We start from the raw sequence: 13,825 nt of genomic DNA, 5'->3' as shown, positions 1-13,825 counted from the left end.
CATGGCAGTAAAAATTGGTATTAACGGTTTTGGACGTATCGGACGTGTTGTTTTCCGTGCAGCGTTAAATAACCCTAATGTTGAGGTAGTAGCAGTTAACGATTTAACAGATGCTAACATGTTGGCACATCTTTTAAAATATGATTCCGTTCACGGAAGACTTCAAGAAGAAGTATCTGTAGACGGTGAGTACTTAGTAGTTGCAGGACAGCGTATTAAAGTTACAGCTGAAAGAGACCCAGCACTAATCCCTTGGGGTGAGCTTGGAGCAGAAGTTGTAGTAGAATCTACTGGACGTTTCACAAAGCGTTCTGACGCTGCGAAACACTTAGAAGGTGGAGCGAAGAAAGTAATTATTTCTGCACCAGCTAACGAAGAGGATATCACTATTGTTATGGGTGTAAACCATGAGCAATATGATCCTGCAAACCATCACGTTATTTCAAACGCATCTTGTACGACAAACTGTTTAGCTCCTTTCGCTAAAGTTCTTAATGACAAGTTTGAAATCAAGCGTGGAATGATGACAACCATTCACTCTTATACAAATGACCAGCAAATCCTTGATTTGCCACATAAAGACTACCGTCGTGCTCGTGCAGCTGCAGAAAACATGATCCCAACAACTACTGGTGCAGCAAAAGCAGTAGCTCTTGTATTGCCTGAACTTAAAGGCAAATTAAACGGTGGAGCAGTTCGTGTTCCAACTCCAAACGTTTCAATGGTTGACCTTGTAGCTGAGCTTGGTAAAGACGTAACTGTTGAAGAAGTTAACGCAGCGCTAAGAGAAGCAGCAGAAGGCGATTTAAAAGGAATTCTTGGCTACAGCGAATTACCACTTGTATCTACTGATTACAATGGCGATGCACATTCTTCTACTATCGATGCTCTTTCTACAATGGTAATGGAAGGCAACATGGTAAAAGTTATTTCTTGGTATGACAACGAGTCAGGCTACTCTAACCGTGTAGTTGATCTAGTTGATTACATCGCACAAAAAGGTCTATAATTTAAAACGCAATAGATAATACCCATAAAGGTTGAAAATCTAGTGGGAAAAAGGGGAGTGGGGCCTGTCCCCTTCCCCTTCTTTGTTAGATATGGAGATAAGATTTGCTTTGTTTTTTCTCAACAGTTGCGCCCGTGAGTAATCAACTTAGCTCATTGACGCTAGCGCTGTTAAATTAATTAGGAGGTTTCAGCCTTGAACAAAAAATCTGTTAAAGATATTGATGTAAAAGGGAAACGTGTTTTTTGCCGTGTTGATTTCAATGTTCCAATGAAGGACGGTCAAGTGACGGATGAAACGAGAATTCGTGCAGCATTACCTACTATTCAGTACTTGAGCGAACAAGGGGCCAAAGTTATTTTAGCTAGCCATCTTGGACGTCCGAAAGGTCAAGCAGTGGAAGAATTGCGTCTAACACCTGTAGCAAAACGCTTATCCGAGCTTCTCGGCAAAGATGTTAAGAAGACGGACGAAGCTTACGGGGATGCTGTTAAAACTGAAATCGGAACAATGAACGATGGCGATGTCTTATTGCTTGAAAATGTTCGCTTTTATCCAGGCGAAGAAAAAAATGATGCAGAGCTTGCTAAATCCTTTGCTGAGTTAGCCGATGTCTATGTCAATGACGCGTTTGGTGCAGCCCATCGTGCCCATGCATCTACAGAAGGAATTGCTCATCATCTTCCTGCCGTTTCAGGTCTCCTTATGGAAAAAGAGCTTGATGTACTAGGAAAAGCACTTTCTAACCCTGAGCGTCCTTTCACAGCGATCATTGGTGGTGCGAAAGTTAAAGATAAAATTGGTGTTATTGATAATCTACTTGAAAAAGTGGATAACCTGATCATCGGTGGCGGCTTAGCTTATACCTTTGTAAAAGCTCAAGGTCATGAAGTAGGAAAATCGCTATTAGAAGAAGATAAAATCGATCTTGCCAATTCTTTCATTGCGAAAGCGAAAGAAAAGGGTGTAAACTTCTACATGCCTGTTGACGTAATTGTCGCTGACGACTTCTCTGAGCAAGCAAATACAAAGGTTGTCTCCATTGAGGAAATCCCAGCTGATTGGGAAGCACTTGATATTGGTCCAAAGACAGCAGAAATCTATCAGGATGTTATTAAAAACTCTAAGCTAGTTATTTGGAATGGGCCAATGGGTGTATTCGAATTGGAAACCTTCGCAAAGGGAACGAAATCTGTTGCTCAAGCGCTAGCTGATGCTACTGATACATACTCAGTAATCGGTGGAGGAGACTCTGCCGCAGCTGTTGAGAAATTTAATCTAGCTGATAAAATGAGCCATATTTCAACTGGTGGTGGAGCATCTCTTGAATTTATGGAGGGAAAAGTTCTTCCTGGTGTTGTGGCTTTGAACGACAAGTAAGGATAAATAATCTAAACGAGTTTAATCGTTATCTATCATAGAACTAATTTCGGAACTAGGTTCTGAAGCTTTCAGACCCTTTCGAACGCTTCGGAACTAGGCTCCGATTCAACAGTTATTAAAAAGTCTTGAAAGGAAGTGCCGTCCATGCGAAAGCCAATTATAGCAGGAAACTGGAAAATGCATAAAACACTACCAGAAGCGAAAAAATTTATTGAGGATGTGAATGGTCTCGTTCCATCTAATGATAAGGTTGAATCTGTAGTATGCGCGCCGGCATTATTTTTAGGTCAGCTTGTCGAAGCGGCCAGAAATCATGATCTGAAAATTGGTGCGCAAAACATGCATTTCGAAGAAAGCGGTGCTTTTACTGGTGAAATTAGTCCGAAAGCATTGGAAGACATCGGCGTAAATTATGTGATCATCGGTCATTCAGAGCGCCGCGAAATGTTTAATGAAACAGATGAAACAGTCAATAAAAAAACGCTTGCTGCATTTAAGTACAATTTGACTCCAATTGTATGCTGTGGCGAAACGCTTGAACAGCGTGAAAATGGCGAAACAAATGAGCTTGTTGGCTCACAGGTAACAAAAGCGCTTGAAGGCTTATCAGAAGAACAATTAAAACAAACTGTCATTGCTTATGAGCCTATTTGGGCAATCGGTACAGGAAAATCTTCAACAGCTGAAGATGCAAATGAAACTTGTGCACATATACGCAAAGTACTAGCAGAACGTTTCTCAACAGAAGTTGCAGAGGCTATCCGTATTCAGTATGGTGGTAGTGTGAAGCCTGGAAACATCAAAGAATATATGGCACAATCCGATATCGACGGAGCATTGGTTGGTGGAGCGAGTCTTGAGACAGATTCCTTCCTACAGTTATTGGAGGCAGGACAATGAGCAAGACATCACCTACAGCTTTAATTATTCTTGATGGCTTTGCTTGTCGTGGCGAGCAGCAGGGAAATGCTGTAGCTCAAGCAAAAAAGCCTAACTTTGATCGTTATTGGAGTTCATATCCACATGCACAGTTAACTGCAAGTGGAGAAGCTGTCGGACTTCCAGAAGGTCAGATGGGGAACTCAGAGGTAGGGCACTTAAACATTGGCGCCGGACGTATTGTTTATCAAAGCCTAACAAGAGTGAACCTCTCGATCCGTGAGGGAGAGTTTGAACAGAATGAAACCTTTCTAAATGCGATTAAGCATGTGAAAGAAAAAGGAACTGCTTTACATCTCTTCGGTCTTTTATCCGACGGTGGTGTACATAGCCATATTGAGCATATGTTTGCTCTGCTACAACTAGCGGCTGATCAAGGTCTAGAGAAAGTATATGTTCATGCCTTTCTTGATGGACGGGATGTGGGTCCACAAACCGCTCCTGGATATGTGAAACAAACGCTAGCGAAAATGAAAGAAATCGGTGTGGGTGAATTTGCTACGATTTCTGGGCGATACTATTCTATGGACCGTGATAAGCGCTGGGAGCGAGTAGAGAAATCGTACCGTTCCATGGTTTATGGAGAAGGTCCTACCTATACAGATCCATTAGAGTTGATTGAAGATAACTATAAAAATGGAATCTATGACGAATTCGTTCTTCCTTCTGTGATTACGAAGGAGGATGGAACTCCAGTGGCTACGGTTGAGAATGATGATGCGGTTATTTTCTACAACTTCCGTCCAGACCGTGCAATTCAAATTTCGAATACCTTCACGAACAAAGATTTCCGTTCCTTTGACCGTGGCGAGAAGCATCCGGAGAATTTATTCTTTGTCTGCCTAACTCACTTTAGTGAAACTGTCGACGGTTTCGTTGCTTTCCAACCAACGAACCTAGACAACACTTTAGGGGAAGTGATTTCGCAAAACAATATGACGCAATTGCGTATTGCGGAAACGGAAAAGTACCCACATGTGACATTCTTTATGAGCGGCGGGCGCGAGAATGAGTTCCCTGGAGAAACGAGACTGTTGATCAATTCACCTAAGGTTGCAACCTATGACTTACAGCCTGAAATGAGTGCCTATGAGGTAACGGACGCTTTGTTAAAAGAAATCGAAGCAGATAAACATGATGCAATTCTTTTAAACTTTGCAAACCCTGATATGGTCGGCCATTCTGGTATGCTTGAACCAACAATTAAAGCGGTCGAGACTGTGGATGAGTGCTTAGGGAAAATCGTTGACTTGATTATTTCAAAAGGCGGAACGGCTATCATAACAGCAGACCATGGGAATGCTGACGAAGTTCTGACAGTTGAAGGAACACCAATGACGGCGCATACGACAAACCCTGTTCCAGTCATTGTAACGAAGCCTGGTGTTGAACTTCGTGAAGACGGAATTCTTGGTGATTTAGCACCTACGATGCTTGAATTATTACAGGTTGAAAAGCCAGCTGAAATGACTGGGAATTCTTTAATTAAGAAATAGTTCGTTTTATAGCTACCTTTTATTGGTGGTAGAACTGATATACTTATAATTGCTTTCATGCTAGGCCGATTCGTTCGGTAATTTAATTTTAAGGAGAGAATACGATGCCATTTATTACAGATGTTTATGCACGTGAAGTACTTGATTCCCGCGGGAACCCTACAGTTGAGGTGGAAGTTTACACAGAATCTGGAGCATTCGGACGCGCACTAGTTCCAAGTGGTGCTTCTACTGGTGAATACGAAGCAGTTGAACTTCGTGACGGAGATAAGAGCCGTTACCTTGGAAAAGGTGTTTTAAAAGCAGTTGAAAACGTAAATGAAATCATCGCACCATACTTGGTTGGCGAAGAGTTCAATGTCCTTGATCAAGTTACACTTGACCAAGCTTTAATCGAATTAGATGGAACTGAAAACAAAGGGAAGCTAGGAGCGAACGCTATCCTTGGTGTTTCTATGGCTGTAGCACGTGCGGCTGCTGACTATCTAGACCTTCCTCTATATCAATACCTTGGAGGATTCAACTCTAAGCAGCTACCAGTTCCAATGATGAACATCGTTAACGGTGGAGAGCATGCTGACAACAACGTGGACATTCAAGAATTCATGGTTATGCCTGTCGGTGCTGAAAACTTCCGTGAAGCTCTACGCATGGGCACAGAAATCTTCCATGCTCTTAAAGCAGTATTACAAGAAAAAGGCTTAAACACTGCTGTTGGTGACGAAGGTGGATTTGCTCCAAACCTTGGTTCTAACGAAGAAGCTCTTCAAACAATCGTTACAGCGATTGAAAAAGCAGGATACAAGCCAGGCGAGCAAGTACGTCTTGCAATGGATGCTGCATCTTCTGAGTTCTACAACAAAGAAGACGGTAAATACCATCTTTCTGGTGAAGGTGTTGTTAAAACATCTGCAGAAATGGTTGATTGGTACGAAGAAATGGTTAATAAATATCCAATCATCTCAATTGAAGATGGTCTAGATGAAAACGACTGGGAAGGCCACAAGCTATTAACTGAGCGCTTAGGCGGTAAAGTACAGCTAGTTGGAGACGACCTATTTGTTACAAATACAAAGAAATTATCTCAAGGTATCGAGCAGGGTGTTGGCAACTCCATCCTAATCAAAGTGAACCAAATTGGTACACTAACTGAAACGTTTGACGCTATCGAAATGGCGAAGCGTGCAGGTTATACTGCCGTTATCTCTCACCGTTCTGGTGAAACAGAAGATTCAACAATCGCTGATATCGCAGTTGCAACAAATGCTGGCCAAATCAAAACTGGTGCACCATCACGTACTGACCGTGTGGCAAAATACAACCAACTTCTTCGTATCGAAGATCAACTTGGTGACACAGCACAGTTCAACGGCATCAAATCTTTCTACAACCTTAAGAACTAATTTGGATAAAAGAACGGAGAAAACGCTGGCGGTTGCCAGCGTTTTTTTTAGGAGGTAAAAATAAGTGTGTGAGTCAGTTAGCAGGCTTTTAGTTGATTTAGTGTTCAGGTAACCTCTATAGGACCTAAATCGAGGTCTTGAATTTAAATTTTGTCACACTCCATGGAGCCCAAACCAAGGTCTCGAATCCGAAAATGGTCACCATGAACCCTCCATGGAGCCCAAATCAAGGTCTCAAATCCGAAAATGATCACCATGAACACTCCATGGAGCCCAAATCAAGGTCTCAAACCCGAAAATGGTCACCATGAACACTTCATGGAGCCCAAATCAAGGTCTCGAATCTGAAAATGGTCACCATGAACCCTCCATGGAGCCCAAATCAAGGTCTCAAATCCGAAAATGGTCACCATGAACACTTCATGGAGCCCAAATCAAGGTCTCGAATCTGAAAATGGTCACCATGAACCCTCCATGGAGCCCAAATCAAGGTCTCGAATCTGAAAATGGTCACCATGAACCCTCCATGGAGCCCAAATCAAGGTCTTAAATCCGAAAATGGTCACCATGAACCCTCCATGGAGCCCAAAACAAGGTCTCGAATCTGAAAATGGTCACCATGAACACTCCATGGAGGTCTTGTATGTGAATTTGGTAATTATATAACACCACTTCTGAAAACAGGTTCCAAGCTTCCAAGCTTCCAAAAAGTCACAGGGAAATTCGAAAGTTTCAATACTTCGCCAAGACAAGTATTGTTTCAATCCTAAAAATATGATAAATTTATACTATTGTTATACGCAGGTTTTCAGGAGGTTGCTTTATGCATACATTTTTAATTATTCTATTGGTTATCGTTTGTATCAGTCTGATTGCAGTTGTTCTCCTTCAATCTAGTAAAAGCGCAGGCCTTTCTGGTGCGATTTCAGGCGGTGCTGAAACATTGTTCGGCAAGCAAAAGGCTAGAGGAATTGACCTTGTGCTGCACCGTATCACGATTGTGTTGTCTGTCTTGTTTTTCGTTCTTACAATCCTTGTTACTTATTTTGATGTTTAAAATAAACAAGCAAACCCAGTCTCAGATGAGGCTGGGTTTTTTAATGTACCTTCAAAAGGGAGCGTATCTCTGGATTGTTGCCGAGCGGTTTGTTAAAACTATATAGGACTAAAAATAATTTGATTAACCATGGCTGAATGCCCAACATAGCCAATTAGACGAATTTAATCAAACGTTTGATTAAGAAGGATGAACGGTAAAGTTTTGCATCATTCATTTTAAAAAGAGACAAGGGAGTATTCTAAATGAAAAAGTTAGTACCAAAACCATTTACATTCAAAGCGGGGAAACGAGCGGTATTAATGCTGCATGGTTTTACTGGGAATTCCGCCGATGTCCGCATGATGGGAAGATTTCTACAAGAGAAGGGCTATACATGCCATGCTCCAATTTATAAGGGCCACGGGGTGCCGCCAGAGGAACTGGTCCACACAGGTCCAGAGGATTGGTGGCAGGACGTGACAAATGCATATGAGTTCTTGAAAAAAGAGGGGTATGAAGAGATTGCTGTAGTTGGACTTTCACTTGGAGGTGTATTTTCCTTAAAACTAGGGTATACAGTCCCAGTAAAGGGAATTGTCCCAATGTGTGCACCGATGGAAATGAAAAGCGAAGAAGTTATGTACAAGGGTGTTTTAGCGTATGCTAAGGAATATAAGAAGCTAGAAGGGAAATCTGATGAAGTCATCGAAAATGAAATGAATGAGTTCGAAAAGACACCAATGAAGACTTTAACAGCATTGCGGGAATTAATTGCTGATGTACGAAACAACATTGATATGGTTTATGCCCCAGTCTTTGTTGTTCAAGGTCGACATGATCGGATGATTAATACAGAAAGTGCCAATATCATTTATAATGAAGTAGAGTCGATTCAAAAAGAAATGAAATGGTATGAAGAATCTGGACATGTTATTACTTTTGATAAAGAGCGTGACCAGCTGCATGAGGATGTTTATGCGTTTCTCGAGAGCTTAAATTGGAAAGAATAATTAGAAGTGTAATTGTAACTACTAACTTTATACACAGGATACCCACAATTAAAGGAGGGATTTACATATGGAAGAAAGTATTCAAGGCCATATTGACCAATTGCTTCATTATATGAAGGATGAGGCCTATAAGCCACTAACTGTCCAGGAGCTTGAACAAGCGTTTGGAATTGAGGACTCTGGAACCTTTAAGGAATTTGTAAAAGCACTAGTCGTGATGGAGGAAAGAGGACTTGTCGTTCGGACACGGAGCAACCGGTATGGCTTGCCAGATAAAATGAACCTTATTCGCGGGAAACTGACAGGTCATGCAAAAGGCTTTGCGTTTGTAATACCGGAAGAACCGGGAATGGATGATATTTTTATCCCACCAAATGAAACGAACAATGCCATGCACGGAGATATCGTACTCGCACGTGTTTCATCTACGAGCTCTGGACAGCGCCGCGAAGGGACCGTTGTGAGAATTGTTGAGCGTGGAGTTCAGCAGATTGTCGGTACTTATACAGAGAGCAGACATTTCGGGTTTGTAATTCCAGATGATAAAAAGTTTGCTAGTGATATTTTTATACCAAAAGAAGCTAGTGGCGGAGCAGTTGAAGGACACAAAGTCGTTGTAAAACTGACTAGTTATCCGGATGGACGCAAATCAGCTGAGGGTGAGGTTGTCTCTATTCTTGGGCATAAAAATGACCCTGGAGTAGATATTTTATCCGTCATTCATAAGCATGGCCTGCCGATGGAATTTCCAGCAGATGTGCTGGAGCAGGCGAATGAGACCCCAGATGAAATCGATGAGAGTGAAATAGCTAATCGACGTGATCTCCGCGATGAAGTTATTGTTACAATCGATGGAGCTGACGCCAAGGATTTAGATGATGCCGTAACCGTTACAAAGCTAGAGAATGGTAATTATAAGCTTGGCGTTCATATTGCTGATGTCAGTTATTATGTTGAAGAGGGTTCGCCTATTGATCGCGAAGCCGAAGACCGTGCGACGAGTGTTTATTTGGTTGATCGAGTGATTCCGATGATTCCGCATCGTTTATCTAACGGGATATGTTCATTAAATCCGAAGGTGAACCGCTTAACATTAAGTTGTACAATGGAGATTTCTCCAACTGGCGAAGTGGTTGAACATGAAATCTTCCAAAGTGTTATCAAGACAACAGAACGAATGACTTATCATGATGTGAATTTGATACTAGTTGAAAAAGATGAAGAAGTACGCAAACGCTATGAGGCACTTGTCCCGATGTTTGAGATGATGGAAGATTTGGCTGCGATTCTTCGAAATAAACGGATGGGTCGTGGGGCAATTGATTTTGATTTTAAAGAATCAAAGGTTTTAGTCGATGAAAATGGCCATCCATCAGATGTGGTTTTACGTGAGCGTTCAGTTGCTGAGCGTTTAATTGAGGAATTCATGCTTGTGGCTAATGAAACGGTAGCTGAACATTTCCACTGGATGGATGTTCCGTTTATTTACCGTATCCATGAAGACCCGAAGGAAGACAAGCTAAGAAGGTTCTTCGAGTTTATTACAAACTTTGGTTATATCGTAAAAGGAACCGCAAACGCTGTTCATCCGCGTGCTCTTCAGGAAATTATTGAAGAGGTCCAAGGGAAACCAGAGGAAATGGTTGTCTCAACAGTGATGCTTCGTTCCATGCAAAAAGCCAAGTACTATGAGGAAAGTCTAGGACACTACGGGTTGTCAACCGATTATTATACGCACTTCACTTCGCCAATCCGTCGATATCCTGATACGATTGTTCACAGGTTAATCCGAACCTATTTAGTTGAAGGGAAGTTGGATCAGGCTACGCGTGAAAAATGGAATGCTCAGCTACCGGAAATTGCTAAGCATTCATCTGATATGGAGCGTCGGGCGGTTGAGGCTGAACGTGAAACAGATGAGCTGAAGAAAGCAGAATATATGGAAGATAAGATTGGTGTCGAGTACGATGGCATCATCAGCTCGGTCACAAATTTTGGTTTATTCGTTGAGCTTCCGAATACGATTGAAGGTCTCGTTCATGTTAGCTATATGACGGACGATTATTATCGTTATGATGAGCGCCATTATGCGATGATTGGTGAACGGACGGGGAATGTCTTCCGCATTGGAGACGAGATTACTGTTCGTGTTGTCAATGTAAACAAAGATGAACGTTCGATTGACTTTGAAATTGTTGGCATGAAAGGCACTCCGCGCGAGCGCACGTCAACGCCGAAAGTGTTTAAAACGGGGAGTAGTGAACGAAAGCCAAGACAGGGGAAAACGCAAGACTCTCCTAGTAAGTCAATTGGCCGTGGCGAAGGACCAAAGAAAAAAGGCAAAAAGCGAAAGTTTTTCGAAAATGCACCAAAAGCAAAACGGAAACCTAAAAAACGCTAAAAGCCGCTTAAGTGCCTGACCCCCAGTGCGGTGAAGGGGGAAAGTGGATGTGGTGCCTGACCTCAAGACTAGGTCAGGCACTTGCCTTTATGGTAAAATAAAGGAGTGTAAAGGGGGAGACAGTATGCCTAAAGGTGCTGGCAAAACGGTAGCACAAAACAAAAAAGCCTACCATGATTATTTTGTAGAAGAAACATTTGAAACAGGAATCGTTCTTCAAGGCACAGAAATCAAGTCCATTCGTGCTGGTCGTGTAAACTTAAAAGATTCCTATGCACGTGTCCAAAATGGCGAAGTATTTCTCTATGGGATGCATGTAAGCCCATATGAACAGGGAAATCGTTACAACCATGATCCGCTTCGTGAGCGAAAGCTATTATTACACCGTCGTGAGATTAACAAACTGATTGGTGAAACGAAGGAAACCGGATATGCTCTAGTTCCGTTAAAGGTTTACTTGAAAAATGGTTATGCCAAGGTTTTACTCGGTCTAGCTCGGGGTAAAAAGAAGTATGATAAGCGTGAGGACTTGAAGAAGAAAGAAGCGAAACGTGAGATTGAGCGTGCTTTTCGTGATCGCCAAAAAATGTAACATCAAATTCAAGTGGAATTTAGAAAGGGTTGTTAAAACTGGATAATCATTTCCAGTTGAAACATTTCGTCAGTATGCTATAATAAGTCTTGTCACCACGAGTGGCAAACAGCTTTTTGCTCGGAACAACACCGAGTATCCTAACGTCTGTTATTTTATAATGGGGACGCTACGGATTCGACAGGGGTAGTTCGAGCTTAGGTTGCGAGTCGAGGGGATCGGCCTCGTTAAAACGTCAACGCCTATAACTGGCAAAACTAACAACAACTTAGCTTTCGCAGCGTAATAACTGCATAGCTGTTCGCCCCTCCATCGCCCATGTGGTAGGGTAGCGGACTCACTCTTAGTGGGCTACGCCGGATCTCACCGTCTGAGGGAGAAGGAAGAGAATAACCAGACTAGCTGACCGGCCGCCTGTCGGCAGGCAAAAGGCTCAGCGAAACGCGAATATGTCGACTACACTCGTAGAAGCTTAAGTGCCGTTGCTTCTGGACGTGGGTTCGATTAGTAATTAGTCGCCTTGTATGGCAACATACAAGTGAAAATCCGGCTTTATCGGTGAAACCTAAGTCGCTCATTGAAGCGATAGGGCAATGCCGAGCGGTATGTGGAGCAATCCAACAGCCGTGTATCGACTTATAGGCTGCCTTCATGGTAGTACTAGGATGCGAATTTCAACCTATAAAAGGTAAATATATGATTCGCATAAGACGCCGGAGGACCTGTTTATACAGGTTCAAGATATAGTCAGTGCCATGACGAAAGCATGGAAAATCACGTCCCACCGTCTCCACCATACATAAGGTGGATAACAAGACCAGCGATTAGCTGGTCTTTTTTATAATTTAAAAAACTGTTTTTCAAAATCAATTTTCTTTTTAAGTGTTTCAGGTGTATATTTACCATTCCGTAGTGTAGCTCTTTCATAATACTTAAGGATCCATAAAGCTCACTTCATTTTTTTGTCTACCCTTAGATACTTTGATATCGCTTGCAATACTATTAAGACACTTTCTTTTTTCTTGATATTTAATTTAAATGAATTTTTATGAATTTTAGGTTTGTAATTCCTTTTATCAGCTATAATTCCTCCAGATAGAGTTTGAACAAATAGCAACAATTCTTTGTCTGTCGATGCAATTGTAATGCAAGGCCTTCGATGCTCATTTCGGTGCATTCTAGTTAACGTAATGGTTCCTTCTCCATCAATAATTCCAGCTATGTAAGCAGCATCCCAGTCTTTCATCTCAACTCCTCCAAAATTAAATCCTCAGCATTAATATATAACTCAAACTTTGTAAGGGCTTCGTTGAAATATTTAATTACCTCTTTTTCTTTAAAAATAATTTTTTCTTCACCGATTAAGGATCGTCCAAATCGGAACAGTCCTTCTCGCTCTTCGTGTAAAATTAGTGGTAAGGAGTCTTTGGGTGGAAGATAGGATTTTCCAATTGGGTAAGGTGTATGAAAGGAAAAGTGATATTCATCGAATAGAATGGAGATAAAATACAAAGAGTAGTAATTTTTTTCAATATCAAGCTCACATGATGCGCATTTATGGATTTCTTTTATATAGGAATAATAAAACTCTTGTTTTGAAACATAATCAAATTCTCTTTCTTGAAGCCACAATTGAAAATGGTCAGGGCAAAACTCTAGGTGGGTTATTTTATCTGCAGCCTGTGGTTGGTAGAATGAAATTTTTGTATAAGGGGAAGAGATTAATCGTTGGATAGCAACGTTTTTCATTTCATAGAAGAGTTCTTTTTTTTCTATATATTTATCTTTATTGACTCTTGCATCTACTGCAAGGAGCTGGAATTCTTTTGCCCAGCGACTAACCCACATTGTCCAGTAGGCTAGTTGTAGGCTAGCACCTAACCTATTGTCATTGGAATACCAATCCTTCAAAAGTTTCTTCCACCGGTTTTCGTAAAAGTCCTTATTTTTCTTGTTATTTAATTTTCTAGTTATTAATGCTTTTTGAACTGCCTTTTTCCTATTTTCTTCAACCTCTTTTTTGTGCTCTTGTCTCCATGTTTCAATTTGTTCTTGGGAGATATTTTTAATTTGATACGTATCATAGATAGGATAATCAAGTGTTTTTCCCCATTTGTTAAAACTGGAGTATCTGACCACTCTTAACTTTTTCTGTTCGGTCCATCTAAAGCGTTCTGTTTTTGTGATATTTAAATACTTTTCTACTTTATTGGGGTGAATGCCTAAATCAAACGAAAAATTTTTATAGATCTTCTCGATAAGTAGGTCGTTATCTTTCAACTCTTTAGTTAGAGTTGATAAAAGCTCGTCTTTTTTGGTACTGACTACTTCCTTTTGAGTTAAATTTAATAATTCTCCGATTTGATGTTTGGTTAATTTTCGTATATCTTCGTAAACCTCTACTCGGAAAATACTTCTCATAAAAAACACCTCCTGTATTGTTTTAATTATACCACAAATTAGAACATTTGTTCTCGTTTTTCCGAAATATATTTTTGATGGTATAGGTTTTTACGACTTACAGATAATAAAACAAGATAAATTAGGATGGTG

11 protein-coding genes and 1 other RNA gene are annotated in these 13,825 nt (G+C 41.1%); 10 read left to right on the top strand and 2 right to left on the bottom strand.

What is annotated here, in order from left to right:
* Position 1 precedes the first annotated feature (1 nt).
* From gap to ssrA, 10 genes are all read left to right on the top strand, one after another.
* Positions 2-1,009 carry a type I glyceraldehyde-3-phosphate dehydrogenase gene (gap, locus tag LG336_RS23280; RefSeq protein ID WP_404329835.1) on the top strand — a complete coding sequence of 336 codons (1,008 nt, stop codon included), beginning with the start codon at positions 2-4 and terminating at the stop codon, positions 1,007-1,009.
* 195 nt (positions 1,010-1,204) lie between these two features.
* On the top strand, positions 1,205-2,389 hold the full coding sequence (locus LG336_RS23275) for a phosphoglycerate kinase (RefSeq protein ID WP_404329834.1): 1,185 nt from the start codon (positions 1,205-1,207) through the stop codon (positions 2,387-2,389).
* A 147-nt stretch (positions 2,390-2,536) separates the two neighbouring features.
* The gene (gene tpiA, locus LG336_RS23270) at positions 2,537-3,292 is read left to right on the top strand and encodes a triose-phosphate isomerase (protein ID WP_404329832.1); all 756 of its coding nucleotides are present in this window, start codon (positions 2,537-2,539) and stop codon (positions 3,290-3,292) included.
* Positions 3,289-4,827, top strand: a complete 1,539-nt coding sequence (gene gpmI / locus LG336_RS23265) for a 2,3-bisphosphoglycerate-independent phosphoglycerate mutase (RefSeq protein ID WP_404329830.1) — start codon at positions 3,289-3,291, stop codon at positions 4,825-4,827. Before tpiA ends, gpmI begins: the two co-directional genes overlap by 4 nt.
* A 104-nt stretch (positions 4,828-4,931) precedes the next feature.
* Entirely contained in the window at positions 4,932-6,230 is a 1,299-nt protein-coding gene (eno, locus tag LG336_RS23260) for a phosphopyruvate hydratase (RefSeq protein WP_404329828.1), read from the top strand.
* Between the two features lie 823 nt (positions 6,231-7,053).
* Entirely contained in the window at positions 7,054-7,287 is a 234-nt protein-coding gene (secG, locus tag LG336_RS23255) for a preprotein translocase subunit SecG (protein WP_404329827.1), read from the top strand.
* A gap of 245 nt (positions 7,288-7,532) precedes the next feature.
* Positions 7,533-8,279, top strand: a complete 747-nt coding sequence (locus tag LG336_RS23250) for an alpha/beta hydrolase (RefSeq protein WP_404329825.1) — start codon at positions 7,533-7,535, stop codon at positions 8,277-8,279.
* 67 nt (positions 8,280-8,346) lie between these two features.
* Entirely contained in the window at positions 8,347-10,680 is a 2,334-nt protein-coding gene (rnr, locus tag LG336_RS23245) for a ribonuclease R (RefSeq protein WP_404329824.1), read from the top strand.
* Between the two features lie 124 nt (positions 10,681-10,804).
* Entirely contained in the window at positions 10,805-11,272 is a 468-nt protein-coding gene (smpB, locus tag LG336_RS23240) for an SsrA-binding protein SmpB (protein ID WP_090743200.1), read from the top strand.
* 170 nt (positions 11,273-11,442) lie between these two features.
* Positions 11,443-11,779: a transfer-messenger RNA gene (gene ssrA, locus LG336_RS23235) on the top strand.
* A gap of 442 nt (positions 11,780-12,221) precedes the next feature.
* On the opposite strand, the gene LG336_RS23230 is transcribed toward ssrA, so the two are convergent.
* Complete coding sequence (locus LG336_RS23230; protein ID WP_404329822.1) at positions 12,222-12,518, bottom strand: LAGLIDADG family homing endonuclease; 297 nt, start codon at positions 12,516-12,518, stop codon at positions 12,222-12,224.
* Positions 12,515-13,693: a hypothetical protein gene (locus LG336_RS23225; RefSeq protein WP_404329820.1), complete on the bottom strand. Its 1,179-nt coding sequence runs from the start codon at positions 13,691-13,693 to the stop codon at positions 12,515-12,517. The genes LG336_RS23230 and LG336_RS23225 overlap by 4 nt, the downstream gene beginning before the upstream one ends.
* Positions 13,694-13,825 lie beyond the last annotated feature (132 nt).

The organism is Mesobacillus maritimus, from assembly GCF_044803185.1.
GTDB classification, from domain to species: Bacteria; Bacillota; Bacilli; order Bacillales; family Cytobacillaceae; genus Mesobacillus_B; species Mesobacillus_B maritimus_B.
Note: the sequence above shows the minus strand (reverse complement) of the source record. Positions and strands in the feature narration are given on the sequence as shown.